The organism is Streptomyces sp. NPDC048211, assembly GCF_043202315.1.
Lineage (GTDB): Bacteria > Actinomycetota > Actinomycetes > Streptomycetales > Streptomycetaceae > Streptomyces.
Map to the genome: position 1 here is coordinate 1,468,491 of NZ_JBIDAD010000001.1, position 21,937 is coordinate 1,490,427.

General features: G+C 71.4%; 20 protein-coding genes. 17 read left to right on the forward strand and 3 right to left on the reverse strand.

Translation table 11 applies throughout. The features are described from left to right. Nucleotides 1-169: 169 nt before the first annotated feature. The 10 genes from ACGFZA_RS06635 to ACGFZA_RS06680 all read left to right on the forward strand — a co-directional run bounded on the left by ACGFZA_RS06635 (nt 170) and on the right by ACGFZA_RS06680 (nt 12,306). Nucleotides 170-2,131, forward strand: a complete 1,962-nt coding sequence (locus ACGFZA_RS06635; protein ID WP_385281660.1) for an acyl-CoA dehydrogenase family protein — start codon at nt 170-172, stop codon at nt 2,129-2,131. Nucleotides 2,132-2,215: 84 nt separating this feature from the next. After that, complete coding sequence (gene aroA / locus ACGFZA_RS06640) at nt 2,216-3,463, forward strand: 3-phosphoshikimate 1-carboxyvinyltransferase (RefSeq protein ID WP_385281663.1); 1,248 nt, start codon at nt 2,216-2,218, stop codon at nt 3,461-3,463. Between the two features lie 59 nt (nt 3,464-3,522). Then, on the forward strand, nt 3,523-4,017 hold the full coding sequence (locus ACGFZA_RS06645) for a nucleotidyltransferase domain-containing protein (protein WP_393677544.1): 495 nt from the start codon (nt 3,523-3,525) through the stop codon (nt 4,015-4,017). Nucleotides 4,018-4,110: 93 nt separating this feature from the next. Beyond that, complete coding sequence (locus ACGFZA_RS06650) at nt 4,111-4,890, forward strand: hypothetical protein (RefSeq protein ID WP_393677546.1); 780 nt, start codon at nt 4,111-4,113, stop codon at nt 4,888-4,890. An 82-nt stretch (nt 4,891-4,972) separates the two neighbouring features. Further along, nucleotides 4,973-6,226 carry a 1-deoxy-D-xylulose-5-phosphate reductoisomerase gene (dxr, locus tag ACGFZA_RS06655; protein ID WP_393677548.1) on the forward strand — a complete coding sequence of 418 codons (1,254 nt, stop codon included), beginning with the start codon at nt 4,973-4,975 and terminating at the stop codon, nt 6,224-6,226. Next, nucleotides 6,223-7,533: a M50 family metallopeptidase gene (locus ACGFZA_RS06660; RefSeq protein ID WP_385281674.1), complete on the forward strand. Its 1,311-nt coding sequence runs from the start codon at nt 6,223-6,225 to the stop codon at nt 7,531-7,533. The genes dxr and ACGFZA_RS06660 overlap by 4 nt, the downstream gene beginning before the upstream one ends. A 184-nt stretch (nt 7,534-7,717) precedes the next feature. After that, nucleotides 7,718-8,872: a flavodoxin-dependent (E)-4-hydroxy-3-methylbut-2-enyl-diphosphate synthase gene (ispG, locus tag ACGFZA_RS06665; protein WP_266783521.1), complete on the forward strand. Its 1,155-nt coding sequence runs from the start codon at nt 7,718-7,720 to the stop codon at nt 8,870-8,872. 171 nt (nt 8,873-9,043) lie between these two features. After that, nucleotides 9,044-9,886 carry a GNAT family N-acetyltransferase gene (locus ACGFZA_RS06670; RefSeq protein ID WP_385281780.1) on the forward strand — a complete coding sequence of 281 codons (843 nt, stop codon included), beginning with the start codon at nt 9,044-9,046 and terminating at the stop codon, nt 9,884-9,886. A gap of 59 nt (nt 9,887-9,945) precedes the next feature. Further along, nucleotides 9,946-10,569 (forward strand): GNAT family N-acetyltransferase, encoded by a 624-nt coding sequence (locus ACGFZA_RS06675; protein WP_385281678.1) that lies wholly within the window; start codon nt 9,946-9,948, stop codon nt 10,567-10,569. 36 nt (nt 10,570-10,605) lie between these two features. Further along, a complete protein-coding gene (locus ACGFZA_RS06680; RefSeq protein ID WP_393677552.1) occupies nt 10,606-12,306 on the forward strand; it encodes a proline--tRNA ligase in 1,701 nt (566 codons plus the stop codon). Between the two features lie 220 nt (nt 12,307-12,526). On the opposite strand, the gene ACGFZA_RS06685 is transcribed toward ACGFZA_RS06680, so the two are convergent. From ACGFZA_RS06685 to ACGFZA_RS06695, 3 genes are read right to left on the reverse strand one after another with little or no spacing between them, the layout of a single operon-like run. Further along, a complete protein-coding gene (locus tag ACGFZA_RS06685) occupies nt 12,527-13,453 on the reverse strand; it encodes an aminoglycoside phosphotransferase family protein (RefSeq protein WP_393677554.1) in 927 nt (308 codons plus the stop codon). A 28-nt stretch (nt 13,454-13,481) separates the two neighbouring features. After that, on the reverse strand, nt 13,482-13,988 hold the full coding sequence (locus ACGFZA_RS06690; RefSeq protein WP_393677556.1) for a ferritin-like domain-containing protein: 507 nt from the start codon (nt 13,986-13,988) through the stop codon (nt 13,482-13,484). Further along, on the reverse strand, nt 13,985-14,512 hold the full coding sequence (locus ACGFZA_RS06695) for a hypothetical protein (protein WP_393677558.1): 528 nt from the start codon (nt 14,510-14,512) through the stop codon (nt 13,985-13,987). Before ACGFZA_RS06695 ends, ACGFZA_RS06690 begins: the two co-directional genes overlap by 4 nt. 177 nt (nt 14,513-14,689) lie before the next feature. Here ACGFZA_RS06695 and rimP point away from each other — a divergent pair, with 177 nt between their 5' ends. The 7 genes from rimP (at nt 14,690) to truB (ending at nt 21,811) form a co-directional block, all read left to right on the forward strand. Next, nucleotides 14,690-15,187, forward strand: coding sequence for a ribosome maturation factor RimP (gene rimP, locus ACGFZA_RS06700; RefSeq protein WP_385281690.1), 498 nt, complete (start codon nt 14,690-14,692; stop codon nt 15,185-15,187). Nucleotides 15,188-15,189: 2 nt separating this feature from the next. After that, complete coding sequence (gene nusA / locus ACGFZA_RS06705) at nt 15,190-16,230, forward strand: transcription termination factor NusA (RefSeq protein ID WP_219571906.1); 1,041 nt, start codon at nt 15,190-15,192, stop codon at nt 16,228-16,230. A 160-nt stretch (nt 16,231-16,390) separates the two neighbouring features. Further along, the gene (locus ACGFZA_RS06710; protein WP_393677561.1) at nt 16,391-16,669 is read left to right on the forward strand and encodes a YlxR family protein; all 279 of its coding nucleotides are present in this window, start codon (nt 16,391-16,393) and stop codon (nt 16,667-16,669) included. A 148-nt stretch (nt 16,670-16,817) separates the two neighbouring features. Then, nucleotides 16,818-19,955: a translation initiation factor IF-2 gene (gene infB, locus ACGFZA_RS06715; RefSeq protein WP_393677564.1), complete on the forward strand. Its 3,138-nt coding sequence runs from the start codon at nt 16,818-16,820 to the stop codon at nt 19,953-19,955. 137 nt (nt 19,956-20,092) lie between these two features. After that, on the forward strand, nt 20,093-20,389 hold the full coding sequence (locus ACGFZA_RS06720; RefSeq protein WP_136329549.1) for a DUF503 domain-containing protein: 297 nt from the start codon (nt 20,093-20,095) through the stop codon (nt 20,387-20,389). Nucleotides 20,390-20,468: 79 nt separating this feature from the next. Further along, complete coding sequence (rbfA, locus tag ACGFZA_RS06725; protein ID WP_326739191.1) at nt 20,469-20,918, forward strand: 30S ribosome-binding factor RbfA; 450 nt, start codon at nt 20,469-20,471, stop codon at nt 20,916-20,918. Then, complete coding sequence (truB, locus tag ACGFZA_RS06730; RefSeq protein WP_385281702.1) at nt 20,915-21,811, forward strand: tRNA pseudouridine(55) synthase TruB; 897 nt, start codon at nt 20,915-20,917, stop codon at nt 21,809-21,811. Before rbfA ends, truB begins: the two co-directional genes overlap by 4 nt. Nucleotides 21,812-21,937 lie beyond the last annotated feature (126 nt).

Below are 21,937 nucleotides of genomic sequence, written 5' to 3' on the forward strand. Positions count from 1 at the left end.
GGCTCGCCTCCGGCGCGGATGACCCGAACGCCACCCCGTGGATGGTGGCCGCGCCGGTATTCGGGTAGATACGGACGAGGAGAACCTGTAGGTACGGCGGCCGCCGACCGCGCGCCGCGAGGACCTGCCGGAGCCGGACATCCCGACGAAGCGGCGAGGTGAGCTCCTCATGTCCGCACCATCCGAACCACGCACATCCGTACCCCCGCACCCGCCCAAGGTCACCGAACGCGAAGCGCGACAGGTGGCCGAGGAAGCGCGCGAGCAGGACTGGCGCAAACCCAGTTTCGCCAAGGAACTCTTCCTGGGCCGCTTCCGGCTCGACCTGATCCACCCGCATCCGCTGCCCGCCGCCGAGGACGTCCGGCGCGGCGAGGAGTTCCTCGCCCGGCTGCGCGAATTCTGCGAGACCCGGATCGACGGCGCCCTGATCGAGCGCGAGGCGAAGATCCCCGACGAGGTCGTGAACGGCCTCAAGGAACTCGGCGCGCTGGGCATGAAGATCGACGTGAAGTACGGCGGCCTCGGACTGACGCAGGTCTACTACAACAAGGCCCTCGCCCTGGCCGGCTCCGCCAGCCCCGCGATCGGCGCCCTGCTCTCCGCCCACCAGTCCATCGGCGTGCCGCAGCCGCTGAAGATCTTCGGCAGCCAGGAGCAGAAGGACACCTTCCTGCCGCGGCTGGCCCGTACCGACATCTCGGCGTTCCTCCTCACCGAACCGGACGTGGGCTCCGACCCTGCGCGGCTCGCCACCACGGCGGTCCGGGACGGGGACGACTACGTCCTCGACGGGGTGAAGCTGTGGACGACCAACGGGGTCGTCGCCGACCTGCTGGTCGTCATGGCGCGCGTACCGAAGTCGGAAGGGCACAAGGGCGGCATCACCGCCTTCGTCGTCGAGGCCGACGCCCCGGGCATCACCGTGGAACACCGCAATGCCTTCATGGGCCTGCGCGGTCTGGAGAACGGCGTCACCCGCTTCCACCGGGTGCGCGTCCCCGCCGCGAACCGCATCGGGCCCGAGGGCGCGGGGCTCAAGATCGCGCTGACCACCCTCAACACCGGCCGGCTCTCACTGCCCGCCATGTGTGTCGGCTCCGGGAAGTGGTGCCTGAAGATCGCCCGCGAATGGTCGGCGGTCCGCGAGCAGTGGGGCCGCCCCGTGGCCCGGCACGAGGCCGTCGGCGCGAAGATCTCCTTCATCGCCGCGACCACCTTCGCCCTGGAAGCCGTGGTCGACCTGTGCTCGCAGATGGCGGACGAGGACCGCAACGACATCCGGATCGAAGCCGCGCTCGCCAAGCTGTACGGCTCCGAGATGGGCTGCCTCATGGCCGACGAGCTGGTCCAGATCCGCGGTGGCCGGGGCTTCGAGACGGCGGACTCCCTCGCCGCCCGCGGCGAACGGGCCGTCCCGGCCGAGCAGATGCTCCGGGACATGCGGATCAACCGGATCTTCGAGGGCTCGACGGAGATCATGCATCTGCTGATCGCCCGCGAGGCCGTGGACGCCCACCTCAAGGTGGCCGGCGACATCATCGACCCCGACAAGCCGCTCTCCGCCAAGGCCAGGGCGGGTGCGAACGCCGCCGGGTTCTACGCGAAGTGGCTGCCGAAACTCGTCGCCGGACCGGGACAGCTCCCGCGCACCTACGGGGACTTCCACCCGGCCGGCCACGCCGACCTGTCCGGGCACCTCCGCTACGTCGAACGGGCCTCCCGCAAAATGGCCCGCTCCACCTTCTACGCCATGTCCCGCTGGCAGGGCCGGATGGAGACCAAGCAGGGCTTCCTCGGCAGGATCGTCGACATCGGCGCGGAACTCTTCGCCATGAGCGCCGCCTGCGTCCGGGCCGAACTCCTGCGCACCGAGGACGACCACGGCCGCGAGGCGTACCAGCTCGCCGACACCTTCTGCCGCCAGTCCCGGATCCGGGTCGAGGAACTCTTCACCCGGCTCTGGTCCAACACCGACGACCTCGACCGGCGCGTGGTCGACGGCGTCCTGTCCGGCACCTACACCTGGCTGGAGGAGGGCATCATCGACCCGAGCGACGACGGCCCGTGGATCGCCGACGCCACTCCGGGCCCCTCGGCCCGGGACAACGTCCACCGGCCGATCCGCTGAGTCCCTGACGCCGGACCGGCGGGGCGCGTCCACTCGATGGACGCGCCCCGCCGCCGCGTGGCCGGCACGGCAGGATGGGCCCACGTGACCGTCATCCATGTCCCCGGTTCCAAGTCCGTCACCGCGCGCGCCCTCTTCCTGGCCGCCGCCGCGAACGGCACCAGCACGCTCGTACGTCCGCTGAGCTCGGACGACACCGAAGGCTTCGCGGCGGGGCTCACCGCCCTCGGCTACGAGGTGACGCGGGAGGCGGATGCCTGGCACCTCACAGGACGCCCGTCCGGGCCGGGCGCCACCGACGCCGACGTCTACTGCCGGGACGGCGCGACCACCGCCCGCTTCCTGCCCACGCTCGCCGCGGCAGGCGCCCGCGGCAGCTTCCGCTTCGACGCCTCCGCCCAGATGCGCCGCCGACCGCTCGCCCCGCTCACCGAGGCGCTGCGCACGCTCGGCGTCGACCTCCGCCACGAGGCCGCCGAGGGCCACCACCCCCTGCGCATCGAGGCCGCCGGCATCAAGGGCGGCGAACTGACCCTGGACGCCGGGCAGTCCAGCCAGTACCTCACCGCGCTGCTCATGCTCGGGCCGCTGACCTCGGAAGGCCTCACGATCACCGTCACCGATCTGGTGTCGGCGCCGTACATCGAGATCACCCTGGCGATGATGCGGAGCTTCGGCGTCGAGGTCGCCCGCGGCGGCCCCGGCGACGCCGTGTTCACGGTGCCGCCCGGCGGCTACCGCGCCACCACGTACGCGGTCGAGCCGGACGCCTCCACCGCCAGTTACTTCTTCGCGGCGGCGGCCCTCACAGGCGGCGAGGTCACCGTTCCCGGCCTCGGACAGGGCGCCCTTCAGGGAGATCTGCGGTTCGTCGACGTCCTGCGCCGCATGGGCGCGGAGGTGCGCATGACGGCCGGGTCCACCACGGTCCGCTCCGCCGGCGAGCTCCACGGGGTCACCGTCAACATGCGCGACATCTCCGACACCATGCCGACGCTGGCCGCCATCGCCCCGTTCGCTTCGGGGCCGGTCCGCATCGAGGACGTCGGCAACACCCGGGTCAAGGAGTGCGACCGGCTGGAGGCGTGCGCCGAGAACCTCCGGCGGATGGGCATCACGGTCGCCACCGGCCCGGACTGGATCGAGATCCGGCCGGGTACACCCCGGCCCACGGAGATCGCCACCCACGGCGACCACCGCATCGTCATGTCGTTCGCCGTCACCGGTCTGCGGACTCCCGGCATCACGTACGACGACCCCGGCTGCGTACGCAAGACGTTTCCCCGGTTCCACGAGGCCTTCGCCGGGTTCGCGGAGCTCGTGACTGGATAGGAGGACGGGCCGGGGAATCTCCCGGCACGAGGCGGTGCGGGACGGCTAGGCTCCGCGGCATGATGTCCGCCTCCGATGTGCTGTCCGTGCTGTCCGTCGTGCGCGAGGCCGGGGCGGACGTGGTGATCGCCGGTGGCTGGGGTGTCGATGCCCTGCTCGGCGAGGAGACCCGCAGCCACCAGGACCTCGACCTGCTGCACCGCCGCGAGCAGGAGCCCGCTCTCGTCGCCGCACTGACCGCGGCCGGCTATGGGGAAACGCTCGACCGGCGTCCCGTACGCTTCGTCCTCAGCCACCCGTCCGGACTCGAAATCGACCTGCATCCCCTGCAGTTCGCTCCCGACGGTTCGGCGACGCAGTCCTCGTTCGACCCGGACAAGCCGTTCCGCTACCCGGCGGAGTGCTTCGTCACCGGCACCATCGGCGGGACACGGGTGCGCTGCATCTCGGCGGAGCGGCAGGCCGACTTCCACCAGGGGTACGACCCCGGCGCGGCCGACCTGCACGACATGGCCCGGCTGCGCGCGGAGTTCGGGGTGGCCACGCATTTCTGAGCCGATCGGCTCACCGGCGACCGGGCGGCGGCACACCGCACGACCGGGCGTCGGTCACGCACGCGAAGCAGAAGCGAAATCGGGGACCAGGGAATGGGAACAGGCATGTACGGGGCGAGGAACGTGCGGGGACGGCGGCGCGGGGTGGCGGTCATCGGGATCGCGGCCGCGATGGCGCTGGGCGTATCCGCCTGCGGCGGTGACGAGGACGGCGCGGGCGGCTCCGCCGGGGCGTCCGACGACAGCAAGGCCTCGGCCGCGCCCTCCGCGCCCGGGGCACCCGACACGGCGCGACTGACGGCCGCGTCCTTCACCGACGGCGAGAAGGTCGGCACGTACACGGCGTCCGCGTACGTCCTCGACGGCCCGCTCGGTGACGCGTACACCGCGGCCCCGGCCGGCTGCCAGCCGCTCGTCAGCCTCGCCGGCGAGGTCAGTGACCCGGACCCGGCCGCCCAGGTCCAGCGCAAGGTCGACGTCCCGGACGAGATGCTCGGCCTCACCGTCGACGTCACCCTGCGCAGCTACGCGAAGGGCGGCGCGGCCACCGTCATGAAGGCCCTGGGCAAGGCGGGCCGGGACTGCGCCGGCGGATTCACCGAGGAGCGGGCCGTCGCGTCCGCGAAGTATCTGAAGGTCGAACCCGCCAAGGCCCCCGCCTTCGCCGCCGAGGCCGACGAGTCGAAGGCGTACCGCTTCACCATCCTCGACGTGAAGGGGAAGGAGAAGCTGTACGAGTACCTCACCGTCGTCCGCTCCGGAGCCACGACCCTCGCCTTCCGGGCGGAGATCACCTCCACGAAGGACGTCGGCGGGGTGCCGCCCGAGGTCATGGCCGCCCAGTGGGCCAAGTTCCGTGCGGCGAAGGGCTGAGGGCCCGGTGAGCGAGCAGCCACGACGCGGCGCGAGGGGCGCGCTGTCCACGCACCCAGCCGATGCGGCAACAATGGGGGGCATGAGCGACAGCCCCGCCCCCCTCGCCGACCCGCACCTCGTCTTCGATGCCGTGGAAGGCTGCCGGGATCTCGTCATCCTCGGCTCCACCGGATCCATCGGCACCCAGGCCATCGACCTGGTGCTGCGCAACCCCGACCGCTTCCGGGTCACCGCGCTCTCCGCGGCGGGCGGCCGGGTCGCCCTCCTCGCCGAGCAGGCGCGCCGGCTGAGGGTGCGCACGGTCGCCGTCGCCTCTCCCGAGGCGGTGCCGGCGCTGCGTGAGGCGCTGCGCGAGGAGTACGGGGCGGGGGAGCAGCCCCCCGAGATCCTCGCCGGACCCGACGCCGCGACGGAGCTGGCCGGCAGCGACTGCCACACCGTGCTGAACGGGATCACCGGCTCGATCGGTCTCGCCCCGACCCTGGCCGCACTGAAGGCGGGACGCACGCTGGCGCTCGCCAACAAGGAGTCGCTGATCGTCGGCGGCCCGCTGGTCAAGGCGCTCGCCGCCCCGGGCCAGATCATCCCCGTCGACTCCGAGCACGCCGCGCTCTTCCAGGCACTCGCGGCGGGCAAGCGCTCCGATGTGCGCAAGCTGGTCGTCACCGCGTCCGGCGGCCCGTTCCGGGGGCGTACCAGGAGCGAGCTCGCGGACGTCACGCCCGAACAGGCGCTCGCCCACCCGACCTGGGCCATGGGCCCGGTCATCACGGTCAATTCGGCCACCCTGGTCAACAAGGGTCTTGAGGTCATCGAGGCGCACCTCCTCTACGACATCCCCTTCGACCGGATCGAGGTCGTGGTCCATCCCCAGTCCTACGTCCACTCCATGGTGGAGTTCACCGACGGCTCCACCCTCGCCCAGGCCACCCCGCCCGACATGCGCGGACCGATCGCCATCGGCCTCGGCTGGCCGCAGCGCGTCCCCGGCGCGGCCCCCGCCTTCGACTGGACGAAGGCCTCCACCTGGGAGTTCTACCCCCTCGACACCGAGGCCTTCCCGTCCGTCGGGCTCGCGCGGCACGTGGGCACGCTGGGCGGCACCGCGCCGGCGGTGTTCAACGCGGCGAACGAGGAGTGCGTGGACGCCTTCCTGGCCGGGCGGCTGGCCTTCAACGGCATCATGGACACCGTCACGGCGGTGGTGGAAGAACACGGAACGCCGGCGTCGGGAACTTCCCTCACGGTCGCGGACGTCCTTGAAGCGGAGACCTGGGCACGGACCCGGGCCCGGGAACTCTCGGCCAAGGCCACCGCGGAGGCACGCGCATGAGCATGACGACGATCCTGCTGACCATTCTCGGCATCGCGGTCTTCGCCTTCGGTCTGCTGTTCTCCATCGCCTGGCACGAGCTGGGCCACCTGTCGACCGCGAAGCTCTTCGGCATCCGCGTCCCCCAGTACATGGTCGGCTTCGGGCCGACCATCTGGTCGCGGAAGAAGGGCGACACGGAGTACGGGATCAAGGCCATTCCGGCAGGCGGCTACATCCGCATGATCGGGATGTTCCCGCCGGGCCCGGACGGGCGGCTGGAAGCCCGGTCCACCTCGCCGTGGCGCGGCATGATCGAGGACGCCAGATCCGCCGCGTTCGAGGAGCTCGAAGAGGGCGACGAGAAGCGCCTCTTCTACACGCGCAAGCCGTGGAAGCGTGTGATCGTCATGTTCGCCGGACCCTTCATGAACCTGGTCCTGGCCGTGGCGATCTTCCTCGGTGTGGCCATGAGCTTCGGATTCCAGACGCAGACGACCGACGTCGCCGGCGTCCAGAAGTGCGTGATCTCCCAGAGCGAGAAGCGGGAGACCTGCAAGGCGTCCGACCCGGTCTCGCCCGCACAGGCCGCGGGGCTGAAGGTGGGCGACAAGATCGTCGCCTTCAACGGCCAGAAGATCGACGAGTGGTCCGCACTCTCCGACAAGATCCGCGACACGATCGGCCCCGCCACGATCACGGTTCTGCGTGACGGGCAGGAGAAGACCCTCCACGCCGTGCTCAAGAAGAACGCCGTGGCGAAGAAGGACTCCGACGGCGAGGTGGTCCCGGGCAAGTTCGTCTCCGCCGGCTACCTCGGTTTCGCGGCGCAGACGGAGATCGTCCCGCTCTCCTTCGGCGACTCCGTCGTCCGCATGGGCGACATGATCGAGAACGGCGTCGATTCGATCATCGCCCTGCCGTCCAAGATCCCCGCCCTCTGGGACGCGGCCTTCAGCGACGGCGAGCGCGCGGCGGACTCCCCGGTGGGTGTCGTCGGTGCGGCCAGGATCGGCGGCGAGGTGATGACGCTGGACGTACCGGCGCAGAACCAGATCGCGATGATGCTGTTCCTGCTGGCCGGCTTCAACCTGTCGCTCTTCCTCTTCAACATGCTGCCCCTGCTGCCGCTCGACGGCGGGCACATCGCGGGGGCGCTGTGGGAGGCGCTGCGCCGGAACGCGGCGCGGCTCTTCAAGCGCCCCGACCCCGGCCCGTTCGACGTCGCCAAGCTGATGCCGGTCGCGTACGTGGTCGCCGGGGTGTTCATCTGCTTCACCCTGCTCGTCCTGGTCGCCGACGTCGTCAACCCGGTCAAGATCTCCTGACCGGCCCGTCCGGGGGCCATGCGTACCCCGAGTGACGGAGGATGCGCACGGTGCGTCCGGGAGCCCATATTTTGCCCGGGTTCCCGGACGCGGTGTGCTTCACGCCGTGCTCGGTGCCGTAACCTCGAAGGCCGGAGCCCGCCGACTTCGGGACCTCGATCCACACCTTGGGGATGCTCAGCGCATGACTGCGATTTCTCTCGGAATGCCCACCGTTCCGACCCAGCTCGCCGTACGGCGGGTCAGCCGCAAGATCCAGGTCGGATCGGTGGCGGTCGGTGGGGACGCGCCGGTCTCGGTGCAGTCGATGACGACGACGCGTACGTCGGACATCGGCGCGACGCTGCAGCAGATCGCGGAGCTGACGGCCTCGGGCTGTCAGATCGTGCGCGTGGCGTGCCCGACGCAGGACGACGCGGACGCGCTCGCGACGATCGCCTCGAAGTCGCAGATCCCGGTGATCGCGGACATCCACTTCCAGCCGAAGTACGTGTTCGCGGCGATCGACGCCGGCTGCGCGGCGGTGCGGGTGAACCCCGGGAACATCAAGCAGTTCGACGACAAGGTCAAGGAGATCGCGCGGGCGGCGAACGACGCCGGCACGCCGATCCGGATCGGCGTGAACGCGGGCTCGCTGGACGCGCGGCTGCTGAAGAAGTACGGCAAGGCGACGCCCGAGGCCCTGGTGGAGTCGGCGCTGTGGGAGGCGTCCCTCTTCGAGGAGCACGGCTTCCGGGACATCAAGATCTCGGTGAAGCACAACGACCCGGTCGTCATGGTCAACGCCTACCGGCAGCTCGCCGCGCAGTGCGACTACCCGCTGCACCTGGGCGTGACCGAGGCCGGTCCGGCGTTCCAGGGCACCATCAAGTCGGCCGTGGCCTTCGGCGCCCTGCTCAGCGAGGGCATCGGTGACACGATCCGGGTCTCGCTCTCCGCGCCGCCCGCCGAGGAGGTCAAGGTCGGACTCCAGATCCTGGAGTCGCTGAACCTGAAGCAGCGGCGGCTGGAGATCGTGTCCTGCCCGTCGTGCGGCCGTGCGCAGGTGGACGTGTACAAGCTCGCCGACCAGGTGAGCGCGGGGCTCGACGGCATGGAGGTCCCGCTGCGGGTCGCCGTGATGGGCTGTGTCGTCAACGGGCCCGGCGAGGCGCGCGAGGCCGACCTGGGCGTCGCCTCGGGCAACGGCAAGGGCCAGATCTTCGTCAAGGGCGAGATCATCAAGACCGTGCCCGAGTCGAAGATCGTCGAGACCCTCATCGAGGAAGCGCTCAAGATCGCCGAACAGATGGAGAAGGACGGCGTCGCCTCGGGCGAGCCCGAGGTCTCCATCAGCTGATCCCATGACACCCACGACAGCGCCCCGCCGGAGGAGGACTCCTCGCGGGGCGCTGTCCGTGAGCGAGCTCACCGCCTTCCGCAGAAACGGTTCGCGGCCACGGGCGGCGCCTCACAGCCTCTTTGGGTACAGTGCGGAAATCAGCAGACCGTATGGTGAGGCCCCCTCGTGTTGACGCAGACCACCACCCGGGTCCTCGAACCCAGCGACCTCGGCGCCGCCCTTGCGGTGCTGGAGAGCGAACCCGTAGCCAACGCCTTCGTGACCTCCCGGGTCCAGATCGCGGGCCTCGACCCCTGGCGCCTCGGCGGCGAGATGTGGGGCTGGTACGCGGACGGCCGCCTGCGCTCGCTCTGCTACTCGGGCGCCAACCTCGTCCCCATCTGCGCCACCCCCGAGGCCGTCCGGGCCTTCGCCGACCGCGCCCGCAGGGCGGGCCGCCGCTGCTCCTCGATCGTGGGCCCGGCCGGGCCCACCGCACAGCTGTGGCGGCTCCTCGAACCGGGCTGGGGCCCGGCCCGCGAGGTCCGGGCCAACCAGCCGCTCATGGTCACCGAGAGCCCGTCGGCCGACGTGGCCCCCGACCCGCTGGTCCGCCGCGTCCGCAAGGACGAGATCGACGTCCTGATGCCGGCCTGCGTCGACATGTTCACCGAAGAGGTCGGCATCTCGCCGCTCGCGGGCGACGGCGGCCTCCTCTACCAGGCCCGCGTCGCCGAGCTCGTAGGCGCCGGCCGCTCCTTCGCCAGGATCGACGACGGCAAGGTCGTCTTCAAGGCGGAGATCGGCGCCACCACCGCGCAGGCCTGCCAGATCCAGGGGGTCTGGGTCGCCCCCGAGTTCCGTGGCCGGGGCCACTCCGAGACCGGCATGGCGGCCGTCCTGAAGTACGCGCTGGCCGACGTCGCGCCGATCGTCAGCCTGTACGTGAACGACTACAACACCCCCGCCCGCAAGGCGTACCGCCGTATCGGCTTCCGTGAGACCGGCGCGTTCATGAGCGTGCTGTTCTGATCGCGCCGGCCCGCCCCGGCCCGTACCCCGTACCCCGCCACGGACAGTAGGGTCTGCTCATGGCAGCAGCTTCCGGGGACGGCCCCCACACTCCCAGCGTCCGGATCGGACCGATCGATCTTGCCGCGCGCGTGGACGAGGCGCTCGCCGTGCAGGCCGTCGCCTTCGGGCTCGGCCCCGAAGAGATCGAAGTGCGCCGCCACATCGTCCTCAGGCATCTCGACCACCCCTGCGCCCGCGCGCTCGGTGCCATGACCCCGGACGGGGGCCTCGTCGGGTTCGTGTACGGCATGCCCAACGAACGCGGCCACTGGTGGTCCACCGTCGTCGAGCCCTATCTGCGCGCCACCGGCTCGGCCGGCTGGCTCGACGACTCCTTCGTGATCACCGAGCTCCACGTCCACCCGGAGTTCCAGAACGCCGGCATCGGCCGCACCCTCATCACCACCATCACGGACGCCGTCGCCCAGCCCCGCTCCATCCTCTCCGCGATCGACACGGAGAGTCCGGCACGCGGTCTGTACCGCTCGCTCGGCTACCGGGACCTGGCCCGGCAGGTGCATTTCCCCAGCGCCCCCACACCGTACGCGGTGATGGGAGCACCGCTCCCGCTGCTCCGGGGCGGGCACCTCCGGGGCCGTCCGGAACCAATCGATTTCCGCCCGCCCCCGCCGCCCGGCTAACCTCCTGCACATCACCCTTCCGAGCAGGAGTTCACCATGGCCCAGGTCCAGCGCATGTCCCGATTGATGATCAAGACACTGCGCGACGACCCGGCGGACGCCGAGACGCTCAACCACAAGCTCCTCGTCCGCGCCGGTTACGTACGCCGCACCGCGGCCGGCATCTGGTCCTGGCTGCCGCTCGGCAAGAAGGTCCTGGAGAACATCACCCGCGTCGTCCGCGAGGAGATGGACGCCATCGGCGGCCAGGAGGTCCTGCTTCCCGCGCTGCTCCCCAAGGAGGCGTACGAGGCGAGCGGCCGGTACGACGAGTACGGCGACCTGCTGTTCCGGCTCAAGGACCGCAAGGGGGCCGACTACCTCCTCGGCCCGACGCACGAAGAGGTCTTCACCCAGGTCGTCAAGGACATGTGCTCGTCCTACAAGGACCTGCCCGTGATCCTCTACCAGATCCAGACGAAGTACCGCGACGAGGCCCGTCCCCGCGCCGGTGTGCTGCGCGGCCGTGAGTTCCAGATGAAGGACTCGTACTCCTTCGACACCACCGACGAGGGTCTCGCCGAGGCGTACCAGCTGCACCGCGGCGCCTACATCCGGATCTTCGAGCGGCTCGGCCTCGACCACCGCATCGTCTCCGCCGTCTCCGGCGCCATGGGCGGCTCGGCGTCCGAGGAGTTCCTCGCGCCCGCCCCGGCCGGCGAGGACACCTTCGTCGACTGCCCCCACTGCGACTACGCCGCCAACACCGAGGCCGTGACGTTCAACGCCACCCCGGCCGACGGCTCGGCGACCGGCCCCGTCGAGGAGCTGGACACCCCGGACACCCCGACCATCGAGACCCTCGCCGCCCACCTCGGCGTCCCGGCCTCCGCCACCCTGAAGAACCTCCTCGTCAAGGTCGACGGCGAGATCGTGGCCGTGGGCGTGCCCGGCGACCGTGAGGTCGACCTCGGCAAGCTCGGTGAGCACCTCACACCCGCCGTGGTCGAGCTCGTCACCGCCGAGGACTTCGTGGGCCGCCCCGACCTGGTGCGCGGCTACGTGGGCCCGCAGGGTCTCGAGAAGGTCCGCTACATCGCCGACCCGCGCGTCGCCGCCGGCACCGCCTGGATCACGGGTGCCAACAAGGAGGGCAAGCACGCGAAGAACGTCGTCGCGGGCCGTGACTTCGAGGTCGACGACTACCTCGACGTCGTCGTCGTCGAGGCGGGCGACCCCTGCCCCAAGTGCGGCACCGGCCTCCAGGTCGACCGTGCCATCGAGATCGGCCACATCTTCCAGCTCGGCCGCAAGTACGCCGACATCTTCTCGCTCGACGTCCTCGGCCAGCAGGGCAAGCCCGTCCGCGTCACGATGGGCTCGTACGGCATCGGCGTCTCCCGCGCGGTGGCCGCTCTGGCCGAGCAGACCGCCGACGACAAGGGCCTGTGCTGGCCCCGTGAGATCGCCCCCGCCGATGTGCACGTGGTCGCCGCGGGCAAGGCGCTCCAGACGGAGCTCGCCCTCGACGTCTCCGAGAAGCTGAGCGCCGCCGGCCTGCGCGTCCTGGTCGACGACCGTCCGGGCATCTCGCCCGGCGTCAAGTTCACCGACTCCGAGCTCATCGGTGTCCCGAAGATCCTGGTCGCCGGCCGTCGTTCGGCCGAGGGCGTCCTGGAGCTGAAGGACCGCCGTACGGGAGAGCGCGAGGAGCTCACGGTCGACGAGGCCATCGCCCGTCTCACCGAGCAGGGCTGACCGCACCGCTGACGGCGAAGGGCCCCGGCACGGATCTCCGTGCCGGGGCCCTTCGCCGTGGATGGAACACCGAGGTGTATTGCCCTGTGAGGGCGGGGCTCGCGTCGTCCGCGCGGTGCATCGCAAGGCGGAGGGGCGCCCGCGTACGGGGCGTAATCGGGCGATCCCGACGACACGGCGAGGTGCCGTGCCGGGCGCCGCGAGCCGGACGGGACAGCCCTCAGAGCCAGCCCGCGAACTCCAGCGTCACTTCGCCCTCCTGGTGACGGCCCGCCGCCAGTGCCCTGGTGCCCGACTCCACCGCGCGGAACAGCGTCCAGCCGTGCAGCCGCTCGCGGTCCACGTCCAGCGCGTCCGCGAGCTTCCTGACCCTGCGCCGGGCGGTCACCGCGCCACCGGGTGAGGCGATCAGGTCCTCGACCCGGTCCCGCACCAGCCGCGCCAGATCGTAGGCCCGCTCACCGACCACCGGCTCGGGGCCGACCGTCAGCCAGGGGGCCCGCTCGCCCGAAAGGACCTTGCTCTGCCGGAAGTTGCCGTGCAGCAGCAGATCGGCCTCGGGGGAGTGGGCGACCAGTTCCTCGCGGGCCGCCAGGGCCGCCGAGACCAGGGGCTCCAGGGCGGGATCGGCCGCGGCGGAGGCCAGCATCGCCTCGATCCGCAGCCCGGTCCGGCCGGCGACCGTCTCGAAGCCGTGCTCCGGAGGCGGTTCGACCCAGAGCCGCCGCACCGTCCCGGCCGCCTCCAGCAGGGCCTTCGCCTCCGGCAGCGAACGCAGCGACACCTCGGGGTGCAGCCGCTCCAGCAGCAGGGCCTCGCCCACGGCGGGCGCCTCTTCCGCGGACGCGATGAGGTTCACCGCGCCCCAGCCGTTCCAGTGCGCCAGCGCCGCCCTCTCGAGGTCCGGGGCCGCCCCGGCGGGGGAGAGCTTCAACGCCGCCGGGGTGCCGCCGGCATCCCGTACCAGCAGGACCAGGCTGCTGCGCCCGCCCGGGGCGGCGACCCGTTCCACGGTCATCCCCGGCCCGGCCGCGGCCAGCGCCCGTTCGGTCAGTGCGGGAAGGCGCGCGAGCCAGTCCCCGGCGGCCGTATCCCCGTACGACTCGCCGAGCGCTCGCACCAGACGCTGCGGCGGTTCAAAACCCATACGTGCCGTGTTCCCTTTCAGAGCTTGCTCAGTGCGCGGTGCCGGCCTCGGGCCGTCCGGCCTTCGCCGCCGTGCCGGTCCCGTCGGTCCCGTCGGTGCGGGACCCGTCCGCGGCCCGTTCGGCGAGCCCGGGAAAGGGTACGCCGCTGCCGCGCCAGCGGACCGCGCGCACCGCTGCCTCCCGCAGGGCGTCCGCCGCCGACCGTCGCAACGGCCCCTCCGAGGCCCGTACGAGGTCGGAGTAGACATCCGCCACCCGGTCCTCCAGCACGGCGGCGAGGCGTACGGCCGCGGCGGCGTCCGGTACCGCGAACGGCAGAGCGTACGCGGGGGCCGCGGCCACCGGTTCACCGCCCAGGTCGTGCACCGTCCGTACCAGCGCGTCGCGCCGGGCCCGGTGGGCGTGGTGCGCCGCGGTGGCCTCGGCGCGGCGGTCGGCGGCGACACGGGCGCCCGCTACCCCGTATCCGTACACGGTCGCGTGTTCGGCGGCCAGCGCCGCCTGTGCGGCCTTCAGGGTCCCGTCGTCGCTCATGCCTTCGTCTCCTTGGCCAGTTCGGTCAGCAGATAGGCGTGGGCCGAGGACGCGGCCGCGACCGACGCGAGCAGCCGTGCGAGCTCCGGCGGGGCCTCCACCAGCGCCTGCGTGTGCGAGGCCGCGGCACGGCGTTCGGCGGCGGCCAGTTCCCTGACCGCCGCCGCGGCGCCACCGGTGCCGGGCCGTGTGCGGACGAGGCCGAGCGCGTCGCCGGGGCCCAGTGCGGTGATGTGGGCGCGGACGGCGTCCCGCAGGGGAGTGAGCCCCGCGGCGGTCGCCGGATGGGTCCGGACGACGGTCTCGTACTGGGCGAGCAGCGACGTGCTCACACCACGGGCCTTCAGCCGGAGCGACGTCCCGGCCGGCGCCCGGTCGGCCGCGGTCCGCGCGTCCGCCCGTGCCGGACCCTCGCGTCCGGCGCTCTCGTCGTCGCCGCTGCCGCAGCCGGCCAGCACCGCCCCCATGGCGATCGCTCCCGTCGCGGTCAGCGCACCCCTGCGCGTCGTCCCCGTGCGCCGCACTTGTTCTCCTTCGGGCCTGGACCTGTCTTGACTGGATCTGTCCGGAAGTGATCACCGTTGGCGAGCGTACCCGCGCCCCGGGGGCCGACGGACAGCAACACCCTCTGGGACCGGATACCCTTTGACCAGACACGCGACGATCCCCACAACAGCACACGCGGCCGAGGAGTCACCCGGATGAGCACCACCCAGAGCGAGAGGCTGCGCGGGCTGGTCGAACCGCTCGTCAGCGCCGAGCAGCTGGATCTGGAAGAGATCGAAGTGTCCCGGGCCGGCCGTCGCCGGGTGCTGCGGATCATCGTGGACTCCGAAGAGGGCGTGGAGCTGGACGCCTGTGCGGATCTGAGCCGCGCGATCTCCGCCGAGCTCGACGAGACCGATGTGATGGGCGAGGACGAGTACGTCCTGGAGGTCAGCTCTCCCGGTGCCGACCGCCCGCTGACGGAGCACCGCCACTACGTACGTGCCACGGGCCGGCTGGCCCGGCTGACGTTGGGCGAGGGCGGCGAGCTGGTGGCCCGCATCCTCGCGGTCGACGAAGAAGGCCTGGATCTCGAAGTGCCGGGCGTCAAGGGCCGCAAGCCCACGTCCCGCCGGATCGCCTTCGCCGAGATCGCCAAGGCGCGCGTGGAGCTGGAATTCAACCGCAAGGACAAGAAGGAAGAGGAGGCGTAGCCGTGGACATCGATGTGAAGCTTCTGAAGGGCTTGGCGCAGGACAAGGAGATCCCGTTCGACGTGCTCGTCGAGGCGATCGAGTCGGCCCTCCTCATCGCGTACCACCGCACGGACGGCAGCCACCGCAGGGCGCGCGTGGAGCTGGACGAGCGCGGCCACGTGACCGTGTGGGCCAAGGAGGACCCGGCCGACCTCGAGGAGGGCCAGGAGCCCAAGGAGTTCGACGACACCCCGTCGGGCTTCGGCCGGATCGCCGCGACCACCGCCAAGCAGGTCATCCTGCAGCGGCTGCGCGACGCGGAGGACGACCGGACCTTCGGCGAGTACGCGGGCCACGAGGGCGATGTCGTGACCGGCGTCGTCCAGCAGGGCAAGGACCCGAAGAACGTCCTGGTCGACATCGGCAAGCTGGAAGCCATCCTGCCGGTGCAGGAGCAGGTGCCCGGCGAGGAGTACACCCACGGCCTGCGGCTGCGCACCTACGTCGTACGCGTCGCCAAGGGCGTCCGCGGCCCGTCGGTGACGCTGTCGCGGACCCACCCCAACCTGGTGAAGAAGCTCTTCGCGCTGGAGGTCCCGGAGATCGCGGACGGTTCCGTCGAGATCTGCGCGATCGCCCGCGAGGCCGGTCACCGTTCCAAGATCGCCGTCCGTTCCACCCGCTCGGGTCTCAACGCCAAGGGCGCCTGCATCGGCCCGATGGGCGGCCGTGTGCGCAATGTCATGGCCGAGCTGCACGGCGAGAAGATCGACATCGTGGACTGGTCGGACGACCCGGCCGAGATGGTCGCCAACGCGCTGTCACCCGCACGGGTGAGTGAAGTCGAGGTCGTTGACCTCGGCGCGCGCTCCGCCCGGGTCACCGTGCCCGACTACCAACTGTCGCTGGCGATCGGCAAGGAGGGGCAGAACGCCCGCCTGGCCGCCCGCCTGACGGGCTGGCGCATCGACATCCGCCCGGACACCGAGACCGACGCCGAGCGGGACGTCGCGGACCGCGAGCGGGCCGAGCGGGCCCGGGAGCGCTCCGAGCGACGCTGACCGACGACGGCCCCACGGGCCCCGACGGACCCCGGTCCGGACCGGGGTCCGAGGGGATGACAAGGAATAGATCTCGTCGCCACGCCGCTGAGATCACGACAACATCCGTTCGATTTTTGCCCCAAAGGGGTGAGGTCGGTGCGGGGAGGTAGACTTAAACGTGTCTGGCCGGACGCACGCCCGCGCTTGCCCCGAGCGAACCTGTGTGGGATGCCGGGAGCGAGCGGCCAAGAGCGAGCTGCTGCGCATCGTGGTGGACGAGGACGCATGCGTCCCTGATCCTCGCGGTACGCTGCCCGGCCGGGGTGCCTACGTACACCCCGTCTCCGACTGTCTGGACCTGGCGGTTCGCCGCCGGGCATTCCCCCGGGCCTTCAAGGCCAAGGGGCCGTTCGACCCCGCTGCGGTGCAGCGGTTCGTCGAGCGGGTGACACCGTAAGAAATTGAACGGCACGGGTCCCCGTGCGGTCAGGTACCTCGCGAGTTGGAAGTAGGTCGAGATTGCGATGAGCACTCGATGAGTACGCGATGAGTACGCCCATGAAGTAGCGACGGTCCGGCGGTAACCCGGACCTAAAAGGAGCGAAGTGGCTAAGGTCCGGGTATACGAACTCGCCAAGGAGTTCGGGGTTGAGAGCAAGGTCGTCATGGCCAAGCTCCAAGAACTCGGTGAATTCGTACGTTCGGCGTCCTCGACGATCGAGGCGCCGGTTGTACGCAAGTTGACTGACGCACTGCAGGGGCCCGGCGGCAACGCCGGCAAGTCCGCTGCAAAGCCTGGCGCGCCCCGCAAGGCCGCCCCTGTGAAGCCCGCAGCGCCCTCCCCGGCCGCTGCGGCACGTCCCGCTGCCCCGAAGCCCGGCGCCCCGGCTCCCAAGCCGGCCGCTGCCGAGGCACCGGCGAGCAGCACCCCCGCTGCACCCTCCGCGCCGTCCGCCGGCCCGCGTCCGGGCCCCAAGCCCGCGCCGAAGGCCGCTCCGGTCACCCCGGTGCCCGCAGCCGAGTTCTCGGCTCCGGCTCCGGCCCAGCCGGCAGCGCCGCAGCAGCAGCAGGCCCCGCGTCCCGCGGGTGCCACCCCGGGCCCCCGCCCTGCCCGTCCGGCTCCGGCCGGCGGTCAGCGTGACGGTGGCCGTGACGGTGGTCAGCGTGACGGCGGCCGCGGTGGAGAGCGTGGCGCCGAGCGCCCCGCACGCCCCGCGGGCCAGGGCGCCCCGCGCCCCAGCGGCGCCCGTCCGGCCGGTCCACGTCCGGGCAACAACCCCTTCACCTCCGGTGGCTCGACGGGCATGGCCCGTCCGCAGTCGCCCCGTCCCGGTGGCGCCCCGCGTCCCGGTGGCGGCTCGGAGCGCCCCGGCGCCCCGCGTCCGCAGGGCGGCCCCGGCGGCGCCCCGCGCCCGCAGGGTCAGAGCCAGGGCGGTGCACGTCCGTCTCCGGGGGGCATGCCGCGCCCGCAGTCCCCTCGTCCCGGCGGCGCCCCCGGCGCCGGCGGTAACCGTCCGAACCCGGGCATGATGCCGCAGCGTCCCGCTGCCGGCCCGCGTCCCGGTGGTGGCCCCGGCGGTGGCCGTGGTCCCGGTGGCGGCGGCGGTCGTCCCGGCGGCGGTGGCGGCGCAGGCCGTCCCGGTGGCGGCGGCTTCGCAGGCCGTCCGGCCGGTCCCGGTGGCGGCGGCGGCGGTTTCGCCGGTCGTCCCGGTGGCGGCGGTGGCGGTGGCGGCGCAGGCCGTCCCGGTGGTGGCGGCGGCTTCGGCGGTCGTCCCGGTTTCGGTGGACGTCCCGGCGGCCCCGGTGGCCGTGGTGGCACGCAGGGCGCCTTCGGCCGCCCCGGCGGTCCCGCGCGTCGTGGTCGCAAGTCGAAGCGGCAGAGGCGCCAGGAGTACGAGGCCATGCAGGCCCCGTCGGTGGGCGGCGTCATGCTGCCTCGCGGCAACGGACAGGCTGTCCGGCTGTCGCGCGGTGCCTCCCTCACCGATTTCGCCGAGAAGATCAACGCCAACCCGGCGTCGCTCGTCGGCGTGATGATGAACCTCGGCGAGATGGTCACTGCCACGCAGTCCGTCTCCGACGAGACGCTGAAGCTCCTCGCGGACGAGATGAACTTCGTCCTCGAGATCGTCAGCCCCGAGGAGGAGGACCGCGAGCTGCTCGAGTCCTTCGACATCGAGTTCGGCGAGGACGAGGGCGGCGAAGAGGCCCTGGTCTCCCGTCCGCCGGTCGTGACCGTCATGGGTCACGTCGACCACGGTAAGACCCGACTGCTGGACGCGATCCGCAAGACGAACGTCGTTGCGGGCGAGGCCGGCGGCATCACGCAGCACATCGGTGCGTACCAGGTCGGCGCCGAGGTCAACGGCGAGGACCGCCGCATCACCTTCATCGACACCCCGGGTCACGAGGCGTTCACCGCCATGCGTGCACGTGGTGCGAAGTCCACCGACATCGCGATCCTCGTGGTGGCGGCGAACGACGGTGTGATGCCCCAGACGATCGAGGCGCTGAACCACGCCAAGGCGGCCGACGTGCCGATCGTGGTCGCGGTCAACAAGATCGACGTCGAGGGTGCGGACCCGACCAAGGTGCGCGGTCAGCTCACCGAGTTCGGTCTGGTGGCCGAGGAGTACGGCGGCGACACGATGTTCGTCGACATCTCCGCCAAGCAGGGCCTCAACATCGAGGCTCTTCTGGAGGCCGTCGTCCTCACCGCCGACGCCTCGCTCGACCTGCGGGCCAACCCGGAGCAGGACGCGCAGGGTATTGCGATCGAGTCCCACCTCGACCGCGGCCGCGGTGCCGTCGCGACCGTCCTCGTCCAGCGAGGCACGCTCCGCGTCGGCGACACGATGGTCGTGGGCGACGCCTACGGCCGTGTGCGCGCCATGCTCGACGACAAGGGCGAGAACGTCGAGGAAGCGGGTCCCTCGACCCCCGTCCTCGTGCTGGGTCTCACCAACGTCCCGGGTGCCGGCGACAACTTCCTGGTCGTCGACGAGGACCGTACGGCCCGTCAGATCGCCGAGAAGCGTGCCGCCCGTGAGCGCAACGCCAACTTCGCCCGCAAGGGTGTCCGGTTCTCCCTGGAGAACCTGGACGAGGCGCTCAAGGCCGGTCTGGTCCAGGAACTCAACCTCATCATCAAGGGCGACGCGTCCGGTTCGGTGGAGGCTCTCGAGTCCTCGCTGCTCCAGCTCGACGTCGGTGAAGAGGTCGACATCCGGGTCCTGCACCGCGGTGTGGGTGCGGTCACCGAGTCGGACATCGACCTGGCGACCGGCTCCGACGCCATCGTGATCGGCTTCAACGTGCGCGCCGCAGGGCGTGCCGCGCAGATGGCCGACCGCGAAGGTGTGGACGTCCGGTACTACTCGGTCATCTACCAGGCGATCGAAGAGATCGAAGCGGCCCTCAAGGGCATGCTCAAGCCGGAGTACGAAGAGGTCGAGCTCGGCACGGCGGAGATCCGCGAGATCTTCCGCTCGTCCAAGCTGGGCAACATCGCCGGTGTGCTGGTCCGGTCCGGCGAGGTCAAGCGCAACACCAAGGCGCGCCTGCTGCGCGATGGCAAGGTCATCGCGGAGAACCTCAACATCTCCGGTCTGCGCCGCTTCAAGGACGACGTCACCGAGATCCGCGAAGGCTTCGAGGGCGGTATCAACCTCGGAAACTTCAACGACATCAAGATCGACGACGTCATCGCGACGTACGAGATGCGCGAGAAGCCGCGAGGCTGACCCGTACCTCAACAGTCGGGGCCGGTCGACGGGACGTATTTCCGTCGATCGGCCCCGGCCGTTCCGTGTACGGTTCTTGTGTCCCTGCCAATCACCGGCGGGGCGCGAACCCGAACCGGCGGGACATCCGGACACACATGTATGTGGGGACACTGTCCTTCGATCTGCTTCTCGGCGACGTACGGTCGCTCAAGGAGAAGCGCTCCATAGTCCGTCCGATCGTTGCCGAGCTCCAGCGCAAGTACGCGGTGAGCGTGGCGGAGACGGGCGGTCAGGACCTCCATCGCAGGGCCGAGATCGGCCTCGCCGTGGTCTCCGGGGAGACCGGGCACCTCACAGACGTACTCGACCGGTGCGAGCGGTTGGTCGCCGGCCGGCCGGAAGTGGAGCTGCTGTCCGTACGGCGGCGGCTGCACAGCGACGAAGACGATTGAGTAGGACCGGCCGGGAACCGGGGGCGGGCGACGCCGCCCCCGGTCCCCGGTCCGTTCAAAGCGAGAAGGAGACGGACCAGTGGCCGACAACGCGCGGGCTAAGAAGCTGGCGGACCTCATCCAGGAGGTGGTCGCCGAGAAACTGCAGCGCGGAATCAAGGACCCGCGCCTGGGTACGCACGTGACCATCACGGACACCCGCGTCACCGGTGACCTGCGGGAGGCCACGGTCTTCTACACGGTCTACGGCGACGACGAGGAGCGGGCGAGCGCGGCGGCCGGGCTGGAGAGCGCCAAGGGCATCCTGCGCTCCGCCGTCGGCTCGGCGGCGGGGACGAAGTTCACCCCCACGCTCTCCTTCGTGGCGGACGCGCTGCCCGAGAACGCCAAGGCGATCGAGGACCTCCTCGACCGGGCACGGGCCTCGGACGCCAAGGTGCGCGAGGCGTCCTCGGGCGCCACGTACGCGGGCGACGCCGACCCGTACCGCAAGCCGGAGGACGAGGACGAGGACTCACCTTCCGCATGACGCAGAACAAAACGCCGGACGGCCTTGTCATCGTCGACAAGCCGTCCGGCTTCACTTCGCACGACGTCGTCGCCAAGATGCGCGGCATCGCCCGGACCCGCCGGGTCGGCCACGCCGGCACGCTGGACCCGATGGCGACCGGAGTACTCGTACTCGGTGTCGAGAAGGCCACCAAGCTCCTCGGCCACCTCGCGCTGACCGAGAAGGAGTACCTCGGTACGATCCGGCTCGGCCAGGACACCGTCACGGACGACGCGGAGGGCGAGATCACCTCGTCCACCGACGCCTCCGGGGTGACGCGCGAGGGCATCGACGCGGGGGTCGCCGCCCTGACCGGCGCCATCATGCAGGTGCCGTCCAAGGTCAGCGCCATCAAGATCGACGGCAAGCGGTCCTACGCGCGGGTGCGCGGCGGCGAGGAGTTCGAGATCCCGGCCCGGCCGGTGACCATCTCGTCCTTCCGCGTCTACGACGTCCGTGAGGCCGTCGCCGAGGACGGCACTCCGGTGGTCGACCTGGTCGTCTCGGTGGTCTGCTCCTCCGGTACGTACATCCGGGCCATCGCGCGCGACCTCGGCGCGGGCCTCGGCGTGGGCGGGCATCTGACGGCACTGCGGCGCACCCGCGTCGGTCCGTACGGCCTCGATGCCGCGCGGACGCTCGACCAGCACCAGGAGGAACTGGTCGTGATGCCGGTGGCCGAGGCCGCCGACTCGGCGTTCCCCCGCTGGGACGTCGACGAGAGGCGGGCCAAGCTGCTGCTCAACGGCGTACGGCTCGACATGCCGGCATACCCGCCGGGCCCGGTCGCGGTCTTCGGGCCCGACGGACGGTTCCTGGTCCTCGTCGAGGAGCAGAAGGGCAAGGCCAAGAGCCTCGCGGTCTTCGTCTGACACCGGAGGCCCGTACCGGCCCCCGTCGTGGGGGGGGGGCCCCCCCGCCCCCCCCCCCCCCCCCCCCCCCCCGGGGGGGGGGCCGCCCCCCCCCCCCCCCCCCACCCCCAAACCGGCGCGACCCCC